Origin of the sequence: Rhizobium sp. CCGE 510, from assembly GCF_000292525.1 — a bacterium.
Lineage (GTDB): Bacteria > Pseudomonadota > Alphaproteobacteria > Rhizobiales > Rhizobiaceae > Rhizobium.
The window spans coordinates 1-20363 of the sequence record NZ_AEYF01000041.1 but is presented as its reverse complement, the minus strand read 5'-3'; the positions used below and the strand labels follow the sequence as shown (position 1 = coordinate 20363).

Genomic DNA, 20363 nt, shown 5'->3' with positions numbered 1-20363 from the left:
TGCTGAATCCCAATTTCGCACAGGTCTCTCATTTCCTGTTAACCAAGACGATGAAAAGACTAGAAAAATGATAGGCGTTGCCTCAAAGTCGCGCCAAACTTGCGGCTTCTGTCACAATACGGCACAAACGCCGATCCTATCGAGAGCCGACGCATCAAGGGGAACTGCATGAGAACGCTTCTGGCGGCTGTTTTGACCGTGACGCTTGCCGTATCGGCGCCTCTTGCGGCCCTGGCCGGCAGCGCCTCGCTGGTCCTCGATGCCCGCACCGGCAAGGTTCTCGCCGCCGAAAACGCCGACACACTGAACCATCCGGCCTCGCTGACGAAGATGATGACGCTCTATCTCACCTTCGAAGCTCTGAAGCGCGGCAAGATCGCCTGGGATACGCCGATCAAAATGTCGAAATACGCCGCGTCTCGGCCGCCGACCAAGCTTGGCGTCAAGGCTGGTGGCACGATCACCGTGCGCGAGGCGGTCTATGGAATGATCATTAAATCCGCCAATGATGCAGCCTCCGCCATGGGCGAAAAGCTCGGCGGCTCGGAAAGCGGTTTTGCCGGGATGATGACCGCCAAAGCCCGCCAGCTCGGCATGAGCCGCACCGTCTTCGTCAACGCCTCAGGCCTGCCGGACGGTCGTCAGGTCACCACGGCGCGTGACATGTCGACGCTCGCCATCGCGCTGATGAAGAACTATCCGAACGAATACCGGCTGTTTTCGGCGGCAAGCTTCAATTTCCGCGGCCGCACCGTGCGCGGCCACAACAATCTCATGTACCGCTACCAGGGCATGGACGGCATCAAGACCGGCTATACCAACGCCTCCGGCTTCAACCTCGTCAGCGCCGTCAAGGACGGCAATCGGCGCGTCGTCGGCGTCGTGCTCGGCGGCCGCACCGCCCGCAGCCGCGACGCCAAGATGGCCGGTCTGCTCGACCGTTATCTCGGCCGTGCCTCGTCTTCCGGCGGCGCCAAGCTGGTGGCGAGCGTCGGCGCCAGGGAGCCCGTCGAAGTCGCCTCCGCCGCCGATGATTCCGATGTTCCGGTGCCGCTCAGCGCACCGCGCCAGGCCGACGATCTGGCAGCAAAGAGCCTGGCCTATGCCGATGACACCGTCGTGCCGCTGGAGCGTCCGGTCGCGATGGACGAAATCCTGAACGCCGGCAAGGCGCCGAAAATGTCGGCAGACAAGACCGTTGGCGACTGGCAGATCCAGATCTCGGCCGCTCCGAGCGCCGATGCCGCGCGTGCGCTTCTCGCCCAAGCCAAGTCTGAAGGCGGCGCGCCGCTCAGTTCCGCCTCGCCCTATACCGAGGCGGTCGGGAAAGGCGCCAACAAGATCTATCGCGCCCGCTTCGTCGGCTTCGCCAGCAAGGACGCCGCGGTCTCGGCCTGCGATGCGCTGAAGCAGCGCTCCTATGACTGCATGCTGCTGCCGGACCACGGCTGAACGTCACCGCGGCAGTCGGGCAATTGCCGCTGGACACGCATCGGGAATCAGCGTCTCTTCCATAAACAAAAGGAGAACGCCGATGTTGCGTCGTCTTGCCGACCAGTTCGAAATCTCTTCCTCTGCCCATGTCGCCGCCAACGGCATCGAGCGCGACGCCGACTGGTTCCTGCTGAAGCTGCAGGAGGAAATGGGTGAACTGACCCAGGCCTGGAACCGGCTGACCGGGCGCGGCCGTGCAAAAGGCCGCTCGCCTGAAGACATGCGGCGCGATCTGGCCGACGAGACTGCCGACCTTCTCGGACATCTCCTGCTGTTTGCCCGCCGCAACGATATCGATCTTGCCGCGGCGATCGAGCGGAAGTGGCTGTTCAGCCAGCCGACGTGCTGAAGAGCTGATGCATTGCCGGCTGCTGGAGTCAGCCGAGCTTGTGTCGATAAAACTTGGTGTCCATCGCCATCAGCGGGAAGGCGCGAGGCAGGGCGCTCTTGGCGACCTCGGTAAAGCCGTTCTTCTCGTAGAACCGATGGGCGGCGACGAACTTGTCTGTGGTGCCGAGAAAGATATCGGTGAGGCCGGCATCGCTGGCATGGGAAAACAGGCGGTCAAGGAGCAGCGCCGCCACGCCGTGTTCGCCGCCGCGAACCTCGGCGGCGACGAACATCTTGCGCAGCGCCGCCTGGTTATTGCCGATATCCTTCAAGCCCAGCGTGCCGACGATGGCACCATCCCTGACGGCGACCCAGAACTGCCCCTTGCCGGACTGATAGAAATCCGGGATGACCCGCAGATCCGGCTGCGCATCGGCAGTGATATCGATGCCGAATTCCTGGCGCTGGATCGGCAGGATCACCGAAAGCACGGCATCGGCATCATCTTCCGTGAAACGCCTGATCTCGACCTGTGCCATCACGGGCTCCTTTCGCCTCAGGTCTGGGTGCCGCCGACCGTCACCTGGTCCATGCGCAGATGCGGCTGGCCGACGCCGACGGGAACCCATTGGCCGCCCTTGCCGCAATTGCCGATGCCGGTATCGAGCTTCATGTCGTTGCCGATCATCGATACCCGCTTCATCGCATCCGGACCGTTGCCGATCAGCATGGCGCCCTTGATCGGTGCGCCGACCTTGCCGTTCTCGATCAGATAGGCCTCGGTGCAGCCGAAGACGAACTTGCCGGAGGTGATATCCACCTGGCCGCCGCCGAAGGAGACGGCATAGATGCCCTTCTTCACCGAGGCGATGATTTCCTCGGGCGTCTTGTCGCCGCCGAGCATATAGGTGTTGGTCATGCGCGGCATCGGCACATGCGCATAACCCTGGCGGCGGCCGTTGCCGGTGGGCGCCATGCCCATCAGCCGGGCATTCTGCCGATCCTGCATATAGCCGACCAGCTTGCCGTTCTCGATCAGCACATTGTAGCCGGAGGGTGTGCCCTCGTCGTCGATGGTGATCGAGCCTCGGCGGTTGTCGATCGTGCCGTCGTCGACCACGGTCACGCCGGGGGCGGCGACCATCTGGCCGAGAAGCCCTGAGAAGGCCGACGTCTTCTTGCGGTTGAAATCGCCTTCCAGCCCATGGCCGACGGCCTCGTGCAGCATCACACCCGGCCAGCCGGAGCCGAGAACGACGTCCATCGTGCCCGCCGGCGCATCGATTGCCTCGAGGTTGACGAGCGCCTGGCGCAGCGCCTCGTCGGCGCCATACTGCCAGCTGCCCTCGGCGATGAAGTCGCCGAAGCCGATGCGCCCGCCGTGGCCATAAGAGCCGCTCTCCTGCCGATCGCCTTCACCGACCATCACCGAGATATTGATGCGGGTCATCGGTCTGATGTCGCGCACGCGGTGTCCGTCGGCGCGCAGGATGTCGACCACCTGCCAGCTCGCCGCCACCGAGGCCGTCACCTGCCGCACCTTGTCGTCCTTGCCCCTGAGATAGGCGTCGATGTCCTGCAGCACCTTGACCTTTTCCTCGAAGCTCGGTTGGCCGATCGGGTTCTGGTCGCCGTAGAATTTCTTGTTGGTGCCTTGCGGGGCTGCGGCATAGGAGCCGGAATAGCCGCGCGTCACTGCACCCACAGCATCCGCCGCCCGCTTCAGCGCCGCCACCGAGAGATCACCGGCATGGGCGAAACCGACCGCTTCGCCGGCAACGGCGCGCAGCCCGAACCCTTGCTCGGTGTTGAAGCTGCCGCCCTTCAGCCGGCCATTGTCGAAGGTCAGCGCTTCCGCCTGCGCATGCTCGATAAACAGCTCGCCGTCATCGGCGCCGGCCAAGGCCTCGGCGACCAGACCACGCATCGTGGCTTCGTCGGCATCGAATAGCGTCAGGAGATCGGTGGTCATGGTCTGGCTCCAATGGGCATGCGTTCGGGAATGCGCTTACACCTTAGATAGGGCTCCCTGTGACAAGGAGTGAAGCCCTGCGGTGGAATATTCTTTGTGAAATGAGGTTATCTTGGCTCGTGCGACACCGCCCGGTTCGCGCGGATGGCTGCCCCTCACCCTAAAAACGGGGCGAGGGGACGTGCCAAACGCGGCGTTGAGGTTGAGGAAGGCGGCGGGCGGCTATTCCCCTTCGCCCCGCAAGCGGGGGTCCGAAGGACGGGTCGAGACCCGCGGCTCGACCCCGGTTGGTGCCGGCAGGCGGAGGGGCGGACCCGCGGCAGGCCGCCAGCTGATCTCAAGGCAGGGCGTCGAAACCTTCGGCAAAACCCTTGAGGTCGACCGGGATGCCGATGCCTTCTTCCGGGGTCTGGAAGACGATGAAGGTTGCCTGGGCGCCGCTGCGGAAGGTCTTCAGCAGCTCGTCTTCGAGCACGACCTCGGCATAACAGCCGTCGGAGAAGCAGCGGACGAAATAGGCGCGGCCGATATCCTTACCGTCGACATTGAGCCCGAGGCCGTTCGGCAGCAGCACGCCGAGCGGCGCCAGCACGCGGAGGATCTTCGACTTGCGGTCGGCCGTCTTCAGCACGACGACGGAAAGCCCGACCTCCGGCCGATCCTCGGCGATGACATTCTGCATCAGCGCGCACTGTTCGGTCGAAGCGCCGGCCGGCTTGTCACAGACCACGGACCATGCGCCGTGATTGGATTTCACCGTACCCGGTGCCTGCGGCTGGGTCTGGCCGGGTGTCACCTGGATATTCGGACTGGCCGCACTCGGCTGCTGCGGCGTCGGAGCTGGGGCTTGGGCAGGAGCAGCAGCCGGCGGCTTGGCCTGGGCCGGCGTCGGTTGCTGCTGTGCGAAAACAGGTGTCGTCGCTGCGGCCGCGATGCTGACAGTCACGAGAAGCGACTGCGCGAGGGAACGGAAACCCATGGAAACCTCTGGATATCGAATCATTTGCGGCTATTGTTGAAGCTGCCCACCAAAAATGAAAAGCCCCACCCCGTGAAAACCGGGGGACTGCGGCGGAAATTGGACCTTTCGGAAATAATGTGTGGCGCGCGGGTTGGCCGGAAAGCCGATTTTTCATATGCTGATGAAAAACTTGGGATGTTTTGCCGTTCTGGCCTGCCTATGCTTTCAGCAAAAATGCCGCATAGACAATTGCTCTGACCTGTTGCGGCAAATGCCAAACTGTGGTTTGAAGCGCTGAAGATGGCAAGGATTCTGCGTTCTATTTTGCAGGTCGAGCGCTCGAGGGAGATAATAAGGTGATGAAGAAGGCTTATGCAGCTCTGACCGCGCTGGTCTGTCTGCTTTTTGCTTCCGGCACATATGCCGACCAGCCAATGCCGTGGCAGGCGACGCTGCAGCCGGCGGCAACGCCGATCATGCGGGAAATCCACTGGTTCGAACAATATACCCTGTGGTTTATCGTTCCGATCACGCTCTTCGTTCTGGCCCTGCTCATCGTCGTCTGCTTCAAGTTCCGCGCCAGCGCGAACCCGGTTCCCTCGAGGACGAGCCACAACACGCTGATCGAGATTGCCTGGACCGTGGGGCCGGTCCTGGTGCTGCTTCTTCTCGCCATTCCCTCGTTCAACCTGCTGACGGCGCAGCTGACGCTGCCTGAAAACCCCGACGTGACGATCAAGGCGACCGCCACCCAGTGGCAGTGGAATTATGAATATGAAGGTTCGGGCGACAGCCCGCTCGCTTTCGACAGCTACCTCCTGAAGGATCAGGACCGCGCTGCCGCCGGCAAGGAAGACAAGTCGGTTTATCCCAGACTTCTCGCCGTCGACAACGAACTGGTCCTACCGGTCAACAAGACGGTCCGCGTTCTCGTGACCTCCGCACCGACCGACGTCATTCACGCTTTCGCCATGCCGTCCTTCGGCGTCAAGATCGATGCCGTGCCGGGTCGTCTGAACGAGACCTGGTTCAAGGCCGAGCGCGAAGGCCTGTTCTATGGCCAGTGTTCCGAGCTCTGCGGCAAGGACCATGCGTTCATGCCGATCGCCATCCGCGTCGTCTCCGAGGACAAGTATAAGCAGTGGCTAACCGCAGCCGCCAGCGACCTGCCCGGCGCCTACAAGACACTCATGGCCGCAACCGATGGTCCCGCAAAGACCCTCGACGTCGCCGAAGCACAGTAATAAGGGGATCGGGACAATGGCTGGACCTTCCGCTCACGACGATCATTCTCACGATCACGCCCATCACGACCATGCGCATGATGATCACTCGCATGGCGATCACGATCACTCGCACAAGCCGAGCTTTGCCAATCGCTGGCTGTTCTCGACCAACCACAAGGACATCGGCACGCTCTACCTGATCTTCGCGATCATCGCCGGCATCATCGGCGGCGCGCTGTCGGTTGCCATGCGCATGGAGCTGCAGGAGCCTGGCATTCAGATCTTCCACGGCCTGGCCTCGATGGTCTATGGCTATGAGGGCGATGCCGCGATCGACGGCGCCAAGCAGATGTTCAACATGTTCACCACGGCGCATGCGCTGATCATGATCTTCTTCATGGTCATGCCGGCGATGATCGGTGGTTTTGCCAACTGGATGGTGCCGATCATGATCGGCGCCCCCGACATGGCCTTCCCGCGCCTGAACAACATCTCCTTCTGGCTGATCGTGCCGGCCTTCGCGCTGCTGTTGCTGTCGATGTTCGTCGAAGGCCCGGCAGGCGCCTACGGCACGGGCGGCGGCTGGACGATGTATCCGCCGCTGGCGACCACCGGCACACCCGGTCCGGCTGTCGACCTTGCGATCTTCGCGCTCCACATTGCCGGTGCCTCGTCGATCCTCGGTGCGATCAACTTCATCACCACGATCCTCAACATGCGCGCACCCGGCATGACGCTGCACAAGATGCCGCTGTTTGCCTGGTCGGTGCTGATCACCGCCTTCCTGCTGCTGCTGTCGCTGCCGGTTCTGGCAGGCGGCATCACCATGCTGCTCACCGACCGTAACTTCGGCACCTCCTTCTTCTCTCCGGAAGGCGGCGGCGACCCGATCCTTTACCAGCACCTGTTCTGGTTCTTCGGTCACCCCGAGGTCTACATCCTCATCCTGCCGGGCTTCGGCATGGTCAGCCACATCATCTCGACCTTCTCGAAGAAGCCGATCTTCGGTTATCTCGGCATGGCCTACGCCATGGTCGCGATCGGCGCCGTCGGCTTCGTCGTCTGGGCTCACCACATGTATACGGTCGGCCTGTCGCTCGATGCGCAGCGCTACTTCGTCTTCGCGACGATGGTCATCGCCGTTCCGACGGGTGTGAAGATCTTCTCCTGGATCGCGACGATGTGGGGCGGCTCGATCTCGTTCCGCACGCCGATGCTCTGGGCGATCGGCTTCATCTTCCTGTTCACGGTCGGCGGCGTCACCGGCGTCCAGCTCGCCAATGCCGGTCTCGACCGCTCGCTGCATGACACCTATTACGTCGTGGCCCACTTCCACTACGTTCTGTCGCTCGGCGCCGTCTTCGCGATCTTCGCCGGCTGGTACTACTGGTTCCCGAAGATGACCGGTTACATGTACAACGAGTTTGTCGGCAAGCTGCATTTCTGGGTCATGTTCATCGGCGTCAACCTGGTGTTCTTCCCGCAGCATTTCCTCGGCCTCGCCGGCATGCCACGCCGCTACATCGACTATCCGGATGCCTTTGCCGGCTGGAACTATGTTTCCTCCATCGGCTCTTACATCTCGGCCTTCGGTGTGCTGATCTTCCTCTTCGGCGTCTTCGAAGCCTTCGCCAAGAAGCGCGTCGCCGGCGACAATCCGTGGGGTGAGGGTGCGACGACGCTCGAATGGCAGCTGCCTTCGCCGCCGCCCTATCACCAGTGGGAACAGCTTCCGCGCATTAAGTAATTGCGCGGGTGTCAGGACGCCGCATTCGATACGGCGTCCTGATATTCGGATATTCAGGACGGAATAATGACGGTTATCGACAATCACGGGACGCTTGCAAAGGACGGCGAATTGTCGGAAGCGAGTGCGCGCGATTATTTCGAATTGCTGAAGCCGCGGGTGATGTCGCTCGTGGTCTTCACTGCCTTTGCCGGCCTGGTGCTGGCGCCGGGCCACATCCATCCCGTCCTCGGCCTGATCGCCATTCTCTGTATCGCCGTCGGCGCCGGCGCCTCCGGCGCGCTCAACATGTGGTATGACGCCGATATCGACGCCATCATGAGCCGCACGGCCAATCGTCCGATCCCGGCCGGCCGCATCGCGCCGTCCGAGGCTCTGGCCTTCGGCCTGGTGCTGTCGGGCTTCTCGGTCGTCATCCTCGGCCTTGCCGTCAACTGGCTCTCGGCCGGCATCCTTGCCTTCACCATCTTCTTCTACGCCGTCGTCTACACCATGTGGCTGAAGCGCTCGACGCCGCAGAACATCGTCATCGGCGGTGCTGCCGGCGCCTTTCCGCCGATGATCGGCTGGGCCTGCGTGACCAACAGTGTGACCATCGAAAGCACCGTTCTCTTCCTGATCATCTTCCTGTGGACGCCGGCGCATTTCTGGGCGCTGGCGCTGTTCAAGATGCGCGATTACGAGGCCGTCGGTGTGCCGATGCTGCCGAACGTCGCCGGCGAGCGGGTGACCAAGCATCAGATCGTCGCCTATGCGGTGCTGACCGCGGTCTGCGCGGTATTGCCGTCCGTCCTCGGTTTCGCCAGCCTCGGTTATGGCTTGGTGGCCGCCGGCCTCGGCGCCATCTTCATCTACTGTTCCATCGCCGTCTGGCGCATGCCCGACGGCGACCTGAAGATGATCCCGGCGAAGAAGCTCTTCGGCTTCTCGATCTTTTATCTTTTCGCTGTGTTCTCCGCCTTGATGATCGACCGGCTGGCGTCGGTGCTGGTTTCGCATGCGGGAGGTTGGTTCTGATGGAATTGGTCAAGCTCACGGAAGCGCAGCGCAAGTCGCGCCGCAACCGCAACATCGCCCTCGGCCTGGTGCTTGCCGGCCTCGTCATTCTCTTCTACGCGATCACCATCGTGAAGATCGGCGGGGGAATGGCGGGATGACCGACAACGCCGCCGCACCGAAAAAGCCGGGCCGCAACAACGGCGCCGTGGTGATGATGTGCCTGAGCTTCGTTTTCGGCATGGGCGCGATGAGCTACGCCGCCGTGCCGCTCTACCGGATCTTCTGCCAGGTCACCGGCTATAACGGCACGACCCAGCGCGTCGACCAGGTGTCGAGCGTCGTGCTCGACCGCACGATGCGCGTCACCTTCGACGCTAATGTCGCGCCCGGTCTGCAATGGGACTTCAAGCCGGTCGAGCGTGAGGTCAATCCAAAGATCGGCGAGACCATACAGGTCAATTTCACCGCCGAGAACCGCTCGAACGAGACGCAGCGCGGCCAGGCGGTTTTCAACGTCACGCCGGGCGAGGCGGGCGTCTATTTCAACAAGGTGCAATGTTTCTGCTTTACCGAAACCGACCTGAAGCCGGGCGAGAAGCTCGACATGCCAGTGGTGTTCTACATCGATCCGGAGATCGTCAAGGCCGTGGAATCGAAGAACATCCATACGATCACGCTGTCATATACGTTCTATCCGAAAGAGGGTCCGAAGCCGCTGGCTTCGAATGAGGGTAGAGCGGAAAAGAGTGAAAAGAAACTTTGATCAAGGCTCGTTTCCGGTTATGCCGGAGGCCGAGTGAAGGAAGACATCCGGGGATAGCGACATGGCCGATGCTCATCAGAAGAATCACGACTATCACATCATCGATCCGAGCCCGTGGCCGATTCTCGCCTCGCTCGGCGCCTTCATCATGGCGATCGGCGGCATCTGCTACATGCGCTACCTGAACGGCGGCTCGTTCAAGGTCGCCGGCGCCGAACTCGCCAATCCCTGGCTGTTCTACATCGGCCTCGCGCTGGTTCTTTACGTCATGTACGGCTGGTGGGCCGATACGGTGAAGGAAGCCCATGAGGGCGCCCACACCCGTGTCGTATCGCTGCACCTGCGCTACGGCATGATCATGTTCATCGCTTCGGAAGTGATGTTCTTCGTCGCCTGGTTCTGGGCCTATTTCGACGCCAGCCTCTATCCGAACGAGGCGATCCAGGCCGCGCGTCTGCTCTACACCGGCGGCACCTGGCCGCCGAAGGGCATCGAGGTCCTCGATCCCTGGCACCTGCCGATCTATAACACCGTCATCCTGCTGCTCTCCGGCACGACGGTGACCTGGGCGCACCATGCGCTGCTGCACAACGACCGCAAGGGCCTGATCCAGGGCCTGACGCTGACCGTGGTGCTCGGCGTGCTGTTCTCCTGCGTGCAGGCCTACGAATATGCCCACGCGCCCTTCGCCTTCAAGAATTCGATTTACGGCGCGACCTTCTTCATGGCAACCGGTTTCCACGGTTTCCACGTGCTGGTCGGCACCATCTTCCTGGCCGTCTGCCTGATCCGGGCGCTGCGCGGCGACTTCACCCCGAAACAACATTTCGGCTTCGAAGCGGCCGCCTGGTACTGGCACTTTGTCGACGTCGTCTGGCTGTTCCTGTTCTTCTGCATTTACGTCTGGGGCGGCTGGGGCGCCCCTGTCGCAGCCGGCTGATTGCAGCGAAATTCGAATAGAAGGCGGGCCTGGTGCCCGCCTTTTTTGTATGGCTGACGTCTTCTTGGTTTGTCCGTTTTGCGCAGAAAGCTGCCCCTCACCCTAACCCTCTCCCCGTAAAAAACGGGGAGAGGGGACGTGCCTTGCGAGACGTTGGCGAGGGACGGAGAGGTCGCGGCATATCCCCTTCGCCCCGCAAGCGGGGAGAAGGTGGCGGCAGCCGGATGAGGGGCAGGTCTCAACGCCCGCCAGCAATCCGCTCGAAGGCCGAAGGCTCGGGAATGCCCAGGTCAAGCCGCAGGCGGATCGCCTCGGCGCATTCGAGCGCGGTGAGCACTGACGTATCGACCTCCATGTCATAGATGCCGGGCCGATGCACTTCGTCCTGCCAGCGTTGCACCGGTTCGGGGACCGGCACGTCCTGCGTGGCGCGGAGGTACAGTGTCTCGCGGCCTTCCTGTTTGAATTCCCGCCGGTACATGATCGTCCCGATCGGACAGCGCACCCCGACGAACAGGATAGAAAAGCCCTCCAGGCGCCTGGCGCTGTCGCCTAGAATGCCGAGCGGTTGCGAATAGCTGTCATGATGGCCGAGATCGGCAACCACATTCAGCCCCAATCCGGCGTGGATGGCGATCGATTCATAAAGGGCCGCATAGAGGAACGGCACAAGTTCCTCCAGCTCCGGCCGCTCGCCGCCGGGCCTGAGTCCGATCCCGGGTCGGTACCGCTTCGGTGTCATGGCATTGTAGGCGTCGACGCCGAAGTTTATCCACGGCCCCTCGAATTCCTCCTGGATTGCGCGCGCAATGCTGGATTTCCCACTTCTGGGCGCGCCGTTCAGGATAATGATCTGTCCAGCATGGTTATCGCTCGTCATCCGTTTTCTTCTTCTGTTTGGCGCGAATCACTGAGACGAAACCGCGCAGGCATTTCCATTCGGGATGCGAATACTTTATGGGAGAGTTAAGGCAGCATCGACTGCCGAGAAGGAATGGCATGAGCGAAGATAGCGCCCATTTTCCCCCCGTCGACCCGGTCAAGACAGGTATCAAGGGCTGCTGCCCGCGCTGTGGCCAGGGCAAGCTGTTCGATGGTCTGCTCGGGCTCAAGCCACGCTGCGCTTCTTGCGGCCTCGATTATTCCTTCGCCGATTCCGGCGACGGCCCGGCCGTCTTCGTCATCCTCATCGTCGGCTTCATCGTCATCGGCATGGTGCTGTGGCTGCAGGTGAATTATGGGCCGCCGATCTGGGTGCACATCCTGCTTTTCGGCCCGCTGGCGATCGTCCTGTCGCTGCTGACGCTGCGCTGGTTCAAGGGCATCCTGATTGCCATGCAATACCGTCATAATGCCCGCGAAGGACGCCTGAGTGACTGAAATAGAGCATGTAGTGCCGCGCCGCCGGCTGCCTCTCATCACCGGCATCCTGGTGCTGATCGCCCTTGCCATCCTGATTTCGCTGGGCACCTGGCAGGTGGAACGCCTGCACTGGAAGGAAGGCTTGCTTGCCGATATCGCCGCGCGCCAGCTGGCTGCCCCCGTGCCGCTTGCCGATATCGAGGCGATCGCCGCAGCGGGCGGCGACATCGAATACCGCAGGGTCACCGCCACCGGCCGTTATATCAACAACAAGGAGCGGCACTTCTTTGCCACCTGGCGCGGCCAGACCGGCTTCTACGTTTATACGCCCCTGGAGCTTGCCGACGGGCGCACGCTTTTGGTCAATCGCGGCTTCGTTCCCTATGAGAACAAGGAGCCGGAAATGCGCATGCAGGGCCAGCTGACCGATCAACAGACCGTCACGGGTCTCGCCCGCGAAAAACTTCCCGGCAAACCCTCCTGGGTGGTGCCGGATAACGACGTCGCCAAGAACATCTTCTACTGGAAGGATCTCGACGTCATGGCCGAAAGCGTCGGGCTGGACAAGGCGCGCGTCATTCCGTTTTTCGTCGATGCCGATTCCACCCCCAATCCGGCCGGTCTGCCGATCGGCGGCGTCACCCAGGTGGATCTGCCGAACGATCACCTGCAATATGCCTTCACCTGGTACGGGCTTGCCGCGGTGCTGGTCGTCGTGGTGGGTATCTCCTGGTTCCGCAAACCCGCCAAGGCGCCGGCGCAATAGTATCGCTTCAATTCTCGCTTATATTGGGCTAGAGGTCGATTGCCCCCTCGCGGGACGTCGCCGTTGAAACCGGACGTTGCCAAGTTCTCCCTCATTCCTGTGCTCGTCACAGGAATCCAGTGCGCCCAAGTCCTCGGGCGCGGAAGGTGGACTTGGCGGTTGACAGTCGTTCACGGCGCCGACGCGCTGTGGCTGGATTCCTGTGACGAGCACAGGAATGAGGAATCTTTGACGGAACAGACATGAATATTGCGGCGAAACCTCCCTTGACGATCAGGCTCTGCGGCCCGCGTGGCTTCTGCGCCGGCGTCGACCGCGCCATCCAGATCGTCGTGCTGGCGCTGAAATCCTATGGTGCGCCGGTCTATGTGCGTCATGAGATCGTCCACAATCGTTATGTCGTCGAGGGGCTGGAAGCCAAGGGCGCCGTCTTCGTCGAGGAGCTGGACGAGATCCCGGCCGAGCATCGCGCCCAGCCGGTGGTATTTTCAGCCCATGGCGTGCCGAAATCCGTGCCGGAGGATGCGGCGAGCCGCAACCTGTTCTATCTCGACGCCACCTGCCCGCTGGTCTCCAAGGTCCACAAGCAGGCGATGCGCCACAATCGCCTTGGCCGCCATGTCGTGCTCATCGGCCATGCCGGCCACCCCGAGGTGATCGGCACGATGGGGCAGCTGCCTGAGGGTTCGGTTTCGCTGATCGAGACGATCGAGGATGCCGACGCCTATATTCCGATTGACGCCGACAATCTCGGCTACGTCACCCAGACGACGCTGTCGGTCGACGATACCGCCGGCGTCATCACCCGCCTGCACGAGCGCTTCCCGAACCTGACGGCGCCGGCAGCGGACTCAATCTGTTATGCGACGACCAACCGCCAGGAGGTCGTCAAACAGGCGGCCCCCGGCTGCGATCTCTTCATCATCGTCGGCGCGCCGAATTCCTCCAATTCCAAACGTCTCGTCGAAGTGGCGCTGAGGGCAGGGGCGAAGAAATCGATCCTGGTGCAGCGCGCCGCCGAGCTCGACTGGAACGAGATCGGCACGATTTCGACGCTCGGCCTTTCCGCCGGCGCCTCCGCTCCCGAGGTCATCGTCAACGAGATCATCGAGGCGTTCCGCGCCCGCTTCGACGCCCGCGTCGAGCTGGCCGAAACGGTGCAGGAAACCGAAAATTTTCTCGTCAATCGCGAATTGCGCAGCATCGAGCTGACGGCGGCCGACATGGCCTTCGTTAACGGCTGATCATATTAAAACCCTATCGCGACGCCGGATCGTCAATCCGGCGGATCCAATAACAGCAATGCATGAAGGCGAGACCTCACTTGGCAGTCTATACCGATATCGCCGAAGACGATCTGAAGTGGTTCCTGACGGAATATGAGGCGGGCACGCTGCTCTCCTACAAGGGGATCGCCGAAGGCGTCGAAAACTCCAATTTCCTTCTGCATACCTCCAAGGACCCGCTGATCCTGACGCTCTATGAGAAGCGGGTGGAAAAGACCGATCTGCCGTTCTTCCTCGGTCTGATGCAGCATCTTGCCGCCCGCGGCCTGTCCTGCCCGCTGCCGCTGCCGCGCAGCGACGGCGCGCTGCTCGGCTCGCTGTCCGGTCGTCCGGCGGCGCTGATTTCCTTCCTCGAAGGCATGTGGCTGAGAAAGCCGGAAGCCAAGCACTGCCGCGAAGTAGGCCGGGCGCTGGCCGAAATGCATGTCGCCGGCGACGGTTTCGAACTGACACGCGAAAACGCGCTTTCGGTCGATGGCTGGCAAACGCTCTGGGAGAAATCCGAGGCACGCGCCAGCGAGGTCGAGCCCGTCTTGCAGGACGAGATCCGCAGCGAACTCGATTTCCTTTCCGCCGCCTGGCCGAAAAACCTGCCGGCCGGCGTCATTCACGCCGACCTCTTCCCCGACAACGTCTTCTTCCTCGGCGATCAGCTCTCCGGTCTGATCGATTTCTATTTCGCCTGCAACGATCTGCTCGCCTACGACGTCTCGATCTGCCTGAATGCCTGGTGCTTCGAAAAGGACGGCGCCTACAACATCACCAAGGGCACGGCGATGCTCGAGGGTTACCAGAGTGTCAGGCCGCTGAGCGAAGCCGAAATAGCCGCCCTGCCGGTGCTGTCGCGCGGTTCGGCGCTGCGGTTCTTCCTGACGCGGCTCTATGACTGGCTGACGACGCCTGAGGGCGCCATGGTCACCAAGAAGGACCCGCTCGAATATCTCCGCAAACTGCGCTTCCACCGCCAGATCAAATCGCCGGCCGAATATGGATTGAGCCTATGAAACACGTCGATATCTTCACCGACGGCGCATGTTCCGGCAATCCCGGCCCCGGCGGCTGGGGCGCGGTCCTGCGTTATGGCGATACCGAAAAGGAGCTTTGCGGCGGCGAGGCGGATACGACCAACAACCGCATGGAACTGATGGCGGCGATCTCGGCGCTGCAGGCGCTGAAGAGCCCCTGCGAGGTCGATCTCTATACCGACAGCGCCTATGTCAAGGACGGCATCTCCAAGTGGATTTTCGGCTGGAAGAAAAACGGCTGGAAGACCGCCGACAAGAAGCCGGTGAAGAATGCCGAGCTCTGGCAGGCCCTGGAAGAAGCCCGCAACCGCCACACGGTAACGCTGCACTGGGTCAAGGGCCACGCCGGCCACCCGGAAAACGAACGCGCCGATGAACTTGCGCGCCGGGGCATGGAGCCGTTCAAGAAGGGTAAAGCGGTTTCGTTTTAGCCGGATCGGCGTTACGCCTGTGCTTGAAAGCTGCCCCTCACCCTAACCCTCTCCCCGTAAAAAACGGGGAGAGGGGACGTGCCACGCGTGACGTTGGCGAGGGACGGAAAGGTTGCGGCATACCCCCTTCGCCCCGAAGCGGGGAGAAGGTGCCGGCAGGCGGATGAGGGGCGGGCACCGATTCACGATGACATCGACGCGCCCGGAGCGCTAACACTGGGCCATATCACGCCGCACCAGATGCTGGACTCCGTCCGGCATCGCCTCGATGAGGTCACGCAGCGGCATCGGTTGCAGATTGAACCGATCGAGCACGGCTCTGCTTGGCAAAGCCCAGCAAAATTCCAGATCGGCAGCGCCATCACGGACCCGGTGGACGATGTCGGTCTCATGGAAGGGCAGGGCGCTGAGGAGTTCCGCCTCATAGTAGAAGCCGACTTCATGAATTCTTCGTCCCAAAAAATCGAAAAAATTCTCGATGACAAAGCGTAGCGGCCCGACGGTGGCCTTACAGCCGATTTCCTCTTCTATTTCGCGTGCAAGCGTTTCGGCACCCGCTTCGTGAAACTCCACGCGTCCGCCGGGCAGGACCCAGAAAGGGTCGCCAACGACGCGATGGATGAGGATGTGGCCATGGGACCGGATCAATGCGCCGGCCCGGAGTTGGAAGCGGGAGTTGCTGGAGTCCAGCACGATCATGGTTCGAGCGGTATCGTCCATATTTTGTGTGCTCCGGTGTTAGACGCTAAAGGGCTTACCTCTGGTGTTGGAGGTCGACAATAGGCCCGATTGCTCCCCCCGCTCCCCCAAGCTTCCAACGGGTGAAGATGAATGCGGCGCCGCCACGATTCCCCTTCTCCCCAGCGGGGAGAAGATGCCGGCAGGCAGATGAGGGGGTGAGCGGCAGAGCCGCGAATGCGCTGAGCGTTAGCGAAGGGCAACAATGAAGGATGTGCCGTGCGGCCCCCTCATCCGACCCTTCGGGCCACCTTCTCCCCGCTGGGGCGAAGGGGGGGGTCAAGCAGCGCGCCCGAACCTCTTTCAAGCCGCCTGCTGCTGCGGCGCCGTTGCCGCCCCCTGGATCAGCCGGTGCAGATATTCGAGCTTTGCCACCACTGGCGTGGACAGCACGAAGGGGTAGGAGTCCGGTTGGCCCATGCTGCGTTGGATGGCGTTGATCGCCAGGCTGAGCGGCACCCAGGCGCTGACCAGCTGTTCGGCGCTCTTTGCCCGGTAGGGGAGGAAATCCACCTCGCCGGCGATCTCCTCATGGCCGCGCGGATCGATGGCGATGCCAAAGGCGCGGGCGGTTTCGAGCGTATCGACGATATGGAGGTAATGGGCGAAACATTCGGCAAAATCCTCCCAGGGGTGGGATGCCGCATAGGCGCTGATGAAATTGTCCTGCCATCCCAGGGGCGCGCCGCCGGCATAATGGGTCTGCAGAGCGGCTGCATAATCCTGCCGTTCGTCGCCGAAGACGGCGCGGAAATCCGCCTGGCCGTCGCGGTCGCGCACCAGCTTGTTCCAGATGAAATGGCCGGTCTCATGGCGGAAGTGGCCGAGCAGGGTGCGATAGGGTTCGTTCATCGAGCTGCGCGCCTGCTCGCGCGTCGCATCGTCGGCCTCTGCGGCGCGGATGGTGATCAGCCCTTCCTCGTGGCCGGTCATGGCCGGCACGACATAGCCGTTGCTCTCGATCGAATCCTCGAGGAAATCGAACACCAGGCCACCTTCAGGATCTTGCACACGATCAGGATGCGGCAGCCTCCAGCGCAACAGCGAATAAAACAGATGACGCTGCGCCTGGCTGATGCGCCGCCAGCGATCGATGCCGTTTTGGGTATCGATGTTCGGAACCAGCCGGTTATGGCGGCAGGCAACGCAGAATTCGCTCTCGCCTTCGCCGTCCACCAGCCAGTTGCAGATGTCGAGGCCGGCATTGGCGCAGAAGCGGACTTCACGGTCGGGGTCGGAAACAAGCTGCCAGAGTGTCTCGTCGCGCGGCTCCAGCGCATGCATGGCGAGATCGCCGGACAGGAAGCCGAGGCGATGGTTGCAGCGCACGCATTGACGGTTGTCGAAGTGGACGACTTGATCGCAATTGTCGCAGGCGAAAAGCTTCATCGTATATCTCTGGAAAGCATGCGTGGCGGATTAAAAATGCCTGCCGCGCGAGGGGCGCAGCAGGCATGGTTTATAACGGATGAGCTTGTGGCTCAGAGCCGGTCGACAGCGCCCTTGAGCTTGTCCTTGACCTTGCCGGTTGCGACCTGACCTTTGCCCTTGGCTTCCTGAACGGTGCCTTTGGCCTGCATTTCGCGATCGTCCGTGGCCTTGCCGACGGCCTGCTTGGTCTTGCCGGCTATTTCGTTTGCCTTGCCGGAAATCTTGTCGCTGGTGCTACCCATAGGTGATGTCTCCTTCGTCAGCCGGGCCTCTTGCCCGTGTTTGCCGAAATGAAACGTCACCCAGCGCAATTCGTTCCAGATAGATTCAGGCCAGATAGATTCAGGACAAGTCAGTTCAGGCCAATTACCTCAGGCATGCCCGGCTTCGGCCGAAAGCATGGCAGCGGTAACGCCCATGCCGGCGAGCGCCCGCTCGTATTTGTCGTCGAGGCTGCAGTCGAAGATCAATTCCTCATTGGCCGCGCAGGTGAGCCAGCCATTGTTGACGACTTCGTTTTCGAGCTGGCCGGCCGACCAGGAGGAATAGCCGAGCAGCATCGTCGCGCGCGTCGGCCCATGGCCCTTGGAGATGGCGCGGACGATGTCGAGGGTCGCGGTCAGGCAGATGTCATCGCTGACCGGGATCGAGGAGTCGCTGGAATAATCGTCCGAATGCAGCACAAAGCCGCGCCCGCTTTCCACCGGGCCGCCGGTCTGGATCGGGAAGTCGCGCGCCCGTTTCGGCAGCACGATCTGATCTTCCTGCTTGATCATGTCGAGATGAAGCAGCACATCGGTAAAGGTCAGGCTCTGCGGGCGGTTGATGACGAAGCCCATGGCGCCGGCATCCGAATGCGCGCAGATATAGATCACCGTGCGCGCAAAATTGCGGTCTTCGATGCCGGGCATGGCGATCAGGAACTGGCCATCGAAGAAGCCACGTTCCCGTCTGTTCTTCAGCGTCGATAAGGACATCGTTCCTCCTGCTGCCAACCGCACCGAGGCTTGACAGGAGAAACATGGGCCAATGTCACACATCAATCAACCAAAAATGAAGATTTAAATCGCCGCGACTTCTGGCGGCCAAACACCACTTTCGGTAAACCGTTGTTCCATGATGATTATTTCCGCAGTTCCGCGCCGGCTTTTAATCGCGGTTATCTCAATGGCCGCAGCCCTTGCCGCCCATCGTTCGGCCCACGCGGAAATGAGCGCCTGGGCGGAGAATGAAGGCGGCCGCATGCGCCTGGTCGCACTAGCGCCCGATGCCGCCGGCAAGATCCGCGCCGCGCTGCAGATCGAGCCGAAACCCGGCTGGATCACCTATTGGAAAGAGCCGGGAAACACCGGCATTCCGCCTCAGTTCACCATCGCGGCGGACAGCGGCGTCACGCTCGATGCCATCGGCTATCCCGTTCCGAAGCATTTCTTCAACGGCGCGGTCGAGGATATCGGTTATGACGCGCCGGTGACGCTGCCGCTTTCGCTCAACGCGGCAGGCAAGGACGAAGTCGAGATCGACGCCTTGGCTTTCATCGGCATCTGCAAAGATATCTGCATTCCCTTCCAGGCGAATTTTCAACTAAAGCTTGGTCCTGCCATCCAGTCGCACCGCCAAGAAGAGGCGATCCTTGCGGCGGCCGCTGCAAGCCTGCCGAAGCCGCCATCGGCCGATTTCGATGTCACGGCGCACGCGATGGCGGCTGACAGGAAGACGCTGTCGCTGACGCTGGTTTTGCCGGGCGAGGGGCCGGACCAGGGCAAGGGCGCGCCCGATATCATCGTCACCGGACCGAGCGGCTATGCCTTCACCAAGCAGATCGGCGGCAAACGCGAGGGCGGTGTCTTCAAGACCGACGTCGCCATCGGCAAGCTGCCTGGGGATTACGACATATCGGGCAAGCGCTGGGGCGTGCTGGTGATCGATGGCGAAAGGGCAATGGAGACGACCGTTCCTTTTGAGTGACGAGTTTGCCTTTGAATGCCCGGCCTTGCCTTTGAAGGCGCGGATCTTATAGTCGCCGCAAATCTCTCTGCGGTGCCCGCTGCCTCCCGAGAACCCAACAAGCTAGAACCCAACAAGCAGAACCCCAACAAGCCAGCCTCCCAAAGCCGGAATTCAAGGAGAAAACCATGACCATCGCAATCGGCGACAAGCTTCCTGCTACCACCTTCAAGGAAAAGACCGCCGACGGCCCGGTCGAAATCACCACCGAACAGCTTTTTTCCGGCAAGCGCGTCGTGCTGTTTGCCGTGCCGGGCGCCTTCACCCCCACCTGCTCGCTGAACCACCTGCCGGGTTATCTCGAAAATCGCGACACCATCCTCGGCAAGGGCGTCGACGACATCGCCGTCATATCAGTCAATGACTGGCACGTGATGGGCGCCTGGGCGCAATCCTCCGGCGGCATGGGCAAGATCCACTTCCTCGCCGATTGGGACGCTGGCTTCACCAGGGCCGTCGGCCTCGACGCCGACCTCTCCGCCGGCGGCCTCGGCCTGCGCTCCAAGCGCTATTCGATGCTGGTGGAAGACGGCGTCGTCAAAGCCCTCAACATCGAGGAAAGCCCCGGCCAGGCCACGGTTTCGGGTGCAGCCGCGATGCTGGAACTGCTCTGAGCTTTCGATAGGTATCGGGCGGGGCTGCCCCTCACCCTAGCCCTCTCCCCGTAAAAAACGGGGAGAGGGGACGTGCCCCGCGAGGCGCTGGTGCGGGACGGAGAGGTTGCCGCATATCCCCCTTCGCCCCGCGCGCGGGGAGAAGGTGGCGGCAGCCGGATGAGGGGCACGCCGACGGCGAGTTTAGCGGAAATGCACCCCCAATCTCCGTCATGCCAGGCCCACGCCCGGTGCCGATCGAGGGCAGAGTGGATCCTCGGGTCAAGCCCGA

The 20363-nt window shown here is 62.0% G+C and carries 23 protein-coding genes; 15 read left to right on the top strand and 8 right to left on the bottom strand.

What is annotated here, in order from left to right; translation table 11 throughout:
- Window positions 1–168: 168 nt before the first annotated feature.
- Both RCCGE510_RS19685 and RCCGE510_RS19680 read left to right on the top strand, forming a co-directional pair.
- Window positions 169–1452, top strand: coding sequence for a D-alanyl-D-alanine carboxypeptidase family protein (locus RCCGE510_RS19685; protein WP_007632829.1), 1284 nt, complete (start codon window positions 169–171; stop codon window positions 1450–1452).
- A gap of 82 nt (window positions 1453–1534) precedes the next feature.
- Entirely contained in the window at window positions 1535–1843 is a 309-nt protein-coding gene (locus tag RCCGE510_RS19680; RefSeq protein ID WP_007632827.1) for a hypothetical protein, read from the top strand.
- Between the two features lie 28 nt (window positions 1844–1871).
- On the opposite strand, the gene RCCGE510_RS19675 is transcribed toward RCCGE510_RS19680, so the two are convergent.
- From RCCGE510_RS19675 to RCCGE510_RS19665, 3 genes are all read right to left on the bottom strand, one after another.
- Window positions 1872–2363, bottom strand: coding sequence for a GNAT family N-acetyltransferase (locus RCCGE510_RS19675; RefSeq protein WP_007632824.1), 492 nt, complete (start codon window positions 2361–2363; stop codon window positions 1872–1874).
- A gap of 17 nt (window positions 2364–2380) precedes the next feature.
- Entirely contained in the window at window positions 2381–3796 is a 1416-nt protein-coding gene (tldD, locus tag RCCGE510_RS19670; protein ID WP_007632822.1) for a metalloprotease TldD, read from the bottom strand.
- Window positions 3797–4133: 337 nt separating this feature from the next.
- Window positions 4134–4799, bottom strand: coding sequence for an invasion associated locus B family protein (locus RCCGE510_RS19665; protein WP_192815329.1), 666 nt, complete (start codon window positions 4797–4799; stop codon window positions 4134–4136).
- A gap of 317 nt (window positions 4800–5116) precedes the next feature.
- Here RCCGE510_RS19665 and coxB point away from each other — a divergent pair, with 317 nt between their 5' ends.
- From coxB to RCCGE510_RS19635, 6 genes are all read left to right on the top strand, one after another.
- Window positions 5117–6001 carry a cytochrome c oxidase subunit II gene (gene coxB, locus RCCGE510_RS19660; protein ID WP_007632820.1) on the top strand — a complete coding sequence of 295 codons (885 nt, stop codon included), beginning with the start codon at window positions 5117–5119 and terminating at the stop codon, window positions 5999–6001.
- A 16-nt stretch (window positions 6002–6017) separates the two neighbouring features.
- Window positions 6018–7730, top strand: coding sequence for a cytochrome c oxidase subunit I (gene ctaD / locus RCCGE510_RS19655; RefSeq protein WP_007632819.1), 1713 nt, complete (start codon window positions 6018–6020; stop codon window positions 7728–7730).
- Between the two features lie 66 nt (window positions 7731–7796).
- Window positions 7797–8747: a heme o synthase gene (locus tag RCCGE510_RS19650; RefSeq protein WP_007632818.1), complete on the top strand. Its 951-nt coding sequence runs from the start codon at window positions 7797–7799 to the stop codon at window positions 8745–8747.
- On the top strand, window positions 8747–8887 hold the full coding sequence (locus RCCGE510_RS35225) for a hypothetical protein (protein ID WP_007632817.1): 141 nt from the start codon (window positions 8747–8749) through the stop codon (window positions 8885–8887). Before RCCGE510_RS19650 ends, RCCGE510_RS35225 begins: the two co-directional genes overlap by 1 nt.
- The gene (locus tag RCCGE510_RS19640; protein WP_007632816.1) at window positions 8884–9492 is read left to right on the top strand and encodes a cytochrome c oxidase assembly protein; all 609 of its coding nucleotides are present in this window, start codon (window positions 8884–8886) and stop codon (window positions 9490–9492) included. Before RCCGE510_RS35225 ends, RCCGE510_RS19640 begins: the two co-directional genes overlap by 4 nt.
- A gap of 61 nt (window positions 9493–9553) precedes the next feature.
- On the top strand, window positions 9554–10432 hold the full coding sequence (locus RCCGE510_RS19635) for a cytochrome c oxidase subunit 3 (protein ID WP_007632815.1): 879 nt from the start codon (window positions 9554–9556) through the stop codon (window positions 10430–10432).
- Window positions 10433–10670: 238 nt separating this feature from the next.
- On the opposite strand, the gene RCCGE510_RS19630 is transcribed toward RCCGE510_RS19635, so the two are convergent.
- Window positions 10671–11312 carry a chloramphenicol phosphotransferase gene (locus RCCGE510_RS19630; protein WP_007632814.1) on the bottom strand — a complete coding sequence of 214 codons (642 nt, stop codon included), beginning with the start codon at window positions 11310–11312 and terminating at the stop codon, window positions 10671–10673.
- A gap of 119 nt (window positions 11313–11431) precedes the next feature.
- Between RCCGE510_RS19630 and RCCGE510_RS19625 the strand changes: the two genes are divergently transcribed.
- From RCCGE510_RS19625 to rnhA, 5 genes are all read left to right on the top strand, one after another.
- Window positions 11432–11812 carry a DUF983 domain-containing protein gene (locus RCCGE510_RS19625; RefSeq protein ID WP_007632808.1) on the top strand — a complete coding sequence of 127 codons (381 nt, stop codon included), beginning with the start codon at window positions 11432–11434 and terminating at the stop codon, window positions 11810–11812.
- Window positions 11805–12560 (top strand): SURF1 family protein, encoded by a 756-nt coding sequence (locus tag RCCGE510_RS19620; RefSeq protein WP_037079275.1) that lies wholly within the window; start codon window positions 11805–11807, stop codon window positions 12558–12560. Before RCCGE510_RS19625 ends, RCCGE510_RS19620 begins: the two co-directional genes overlap by 8 nt.
- 242 nt (window positions 12561–12802) lie before the next feature.
- Complete coding sequence (gene ispH / locus RCCGE510_RS19615; protein ID WP_007632805.1) at window positions 12803–13804, top strand: 4-hydroxy-3-methylbut-2-enyl diphosphate reductase; 1002 nt, start codon at window positions 12803–12805, stop codon at window positions 13802–13804.
- Between the two features lie 80 nt (window positions 13805–13884).
- A complete protein-coding gene (locus RCCGE510_RS19610; RefSeq protein WP_007632804.1) occupies window positions 13885–14850 on the top strand; it encodes a homoserine kinase in 966 nt (321 codons plus the stop codon).
- Window positions 14847–15302 carry a ribonuclease HI gene (gene rnhA, locus RCCGE510_RS19605; protein WP_007632803.1) on the top strand — a complete coding sequence of 152 codons (456 nt, stop codon included), beginning with the start codon at window positions 14847–14849 and terminating at the stop codon, window positions 15300–15302. The genes RCCGE510_RS19610 and rnhA overlap by 4 nt, the downstream gene beginning before the upstream one ends.
- A 210-nt stretch (window positions 15303–15512) precedes the next feature.
- On the opposite strand, the gene RCCGE510_RS19600 is transcribed toward rnhA, so the two are convergent.
- From RCCGE510_RS19600 to RCCGE510_RS19585, 4 genes are all read right to left on the bottom strand, one after another.
- Window positions 15513–16022 (bottom strand): NUDIX domain-containing protein, encoded by a 510-nt coding sequence (locus RCCGE510_RS19600; protein ID WP_007632802.1) that lies wholly within the window; start codon window positions 16020–16022, stop codon window positions 15513–15515.
- Between the two features lie 321 nt (window positions 16023–16343).
- Window positions 16344–17429 carry a putative zinc-binding metallopeptidase gene (locus RCCGE510_RS19595; RefSeq protein ID WP_007632799.1) on the bottom strand — a complete coding sequence of 362 codons (1086 nt, stop codon included), beginning with the start codon at window positions 17427–17429 and terminating at the stop codon, window positions 16344–16346.
- A 92-nt stretch (window positions 17430–17521) separates the two neighbouring features.
- Window positions 17522–17713, bottom strand: a complete 192-nt coding sequence (locus RCCGE510_RS19590; RefSeq protein WP_007632797.1) for a CsbD family protein — start codon at window positions 17711–17713, stop codon at window positions 17522–17524.
- Between the two features lie 129 nt (window positions 17714–17842).
- A complete protein-coding gene (locus tag RCCGE510_RS19585; protein WP_007632795.1) occupies window positions 17843–18448 on the bottom strand; it encodes a YqgE/AlgH family protein in 606 nt (201 codons plus the stop codon).
- A 139-nt stretch (window positions 18449–18587) separates the two neighbouring features.
- Here RCCGE510_RS19585 and RCCGE510_RS19580 point away from each other — a divergent pair, with 139 nt between their 5' ends.
- Together RCCGE510_RS19580 and RCCGE510_RS19575 are read left to right on the top strand one after the other, a co-directional pair.
- Complete coding sequence (locus tag RCCGE510_RS19580) at window positions 18588–19439, top strand: protein-disulfide reductase DsbD domain-containing protein (RefSeq protein WP_037079274.1); 852 nt, start codon at window positions 18588–18590, stop codon at window positions 19437–19439.
- Window positions 19440–19606: 167 nt separating this feature from the next.
- Window positions 19607–20092: a peroxiredoxin gene (locus tag RCCGE510_RS19575; RefSeq protein WP_007632791.1), complete on the top strand. Its 486-nt coding sequence runs from the start codon at window positions 19607–19609 to the stop codon at window positions 20090–20092.
- Window positions 20093–20363: the final 271 nt, after the last annotated feature.

Coding starts and splice junctions, on each gene's coding strand:
- RCCGE510_RS19685 (WP_007632829.1), top strand. CDS start 169: ATGAGAACGCTTCTGGCGGCTGTTTTGACCGTGACGCTTGCCGTATCG.
- RCCGE510_RS19680 (WP_007632827.1), top strand. CDS start 1,535: ATGTTGCGTCGTCTTGCCGACCAGTTCGAAATCTCTTCCTCTGCCCAT.
- RCCGE510_RS19675 (WP_007632824.1), bottom strand. CDS start 2,363: ATGGCACAGGTCGAGATCAGGCGTTTCACGGAAGATGATGCCGATGCC.
- tldD (WP_007632822.1), bottom strand. CDS start 3,796: ATGACCACCGATCTCCTGACGCTATTCGATGCCGACGAAGCCACGATG.
- RCCGE510_RS19665 (WP_192815329.1), bottom strand. CDS start 4,799: ATGATTCGATATCCAGAGGTTTCCATGGGTTTCCGTTCCCTCGCGCAG.
- coxB (WP_007632820.1), top strand. CDS start 5,117: ATGAAGAAGGCTTATGCAGCTCTGACCGCGCTGGTCTGTCTGCTTTTT.
- ctaD (WP_007632819.1), top strand. CDS start 6,018: ATGGCTGGACCTTCCGCTCACGACGATCATTCTCACGATCACGCCCAT.
- RCCGE510_RS19650 (WP_007632818.1), top strand. CDS start 7,797: ATGACGGTTATCGACAATCACGGGACGCTTGCAAAGGACGGCGAATTG.
- RCCGE510_RS35225 (WP_007632817.1), top strand. CDS start 8,747: ATGGAATTGGTCAAGCTCACGGAAGCGCAGCGCAAGTCGCGCCGCAAC.
- RCCGE510_RS19640 (WP_007632816.1), top strand. CDS start 8,884: ATGACCGACAACGCCGCCGCACCGAAAAAGCCGGGCCGCAACAACGGC.
- RCCGE510_RS19635 (WP_007632815.1), top strand. CDS start 9,554: ATGGCCGATGCTCATCAGAAGAATCACGACTATCACATCATCGATCCG.
- RCCGE510_RS19630 (WP_007632814.1), bottom strand. CDS start 11,312: ATGACGAGCGATAACCATGCTGGACAGATCATTATCCTGAACGGCGCG.
- RCCGE510_RS19625 (WP_007632808.1), top strand. CDS start 11,432: ATGAGCGAAGATAGCGCCCATTTTCCCCCCGTCGACCCGGTCAAGACA.
- ispH (WP_007632805.1), top strand. CDS start 12,803: ATGAATATTGCGGCGAAACCTCCCTTGACGATCAGGCTCTGCGGCCCG.
- rnhA (WP_007632803.1), top strand. CDS start 14,847: ATGAAACACGTCGATATCTTCACCGACGGCGCATGTTCCGGCAATCCC.
- RCCGE510_RS19600 (WP_007632802.1), bottom strand. CDS start 16,022: ATGGACGATACCGCTCGAACCATGATCGTGCTGGACTCCAGCAACTCC.
- RCCGE510_RS19595 (WP_007632799.1), bottom strand. CDS start 17,429: ATGAAGCTTTTCGCCTGCGACAATTGCGATCAAGTCGTCCACTTCGAC.
- RCCGE510_RS19590 (WP_007632797.1), bottom strand. CDS start 17,713: ATGGGTAGCACCAGCGACAAGATTTCCGGCAAGGCAAACGAAATAGCC.
- RCCGE510_RS19585 (WP_007632795.1), bottom strand. CDS start 18,448: ATGTCCTTATCGACGCTGAAGAACAGACGGGAACGTGGCTTCTTCGAT.
- RCCGE510_RS19580 (WP_037079274.1), top strand. CDS start 18,588: ATGATGATTATTTCCGCAGTTCCGCGCCGGCTTTTAATCGCGGTTATC.
- RCCGE510_RS19575 (WP_007632791.1), top strand. CDS start 19,607: ATGACCATCGCAATCGGCGACAAGCTTCCTGCTACCACCTTCAAGGAA.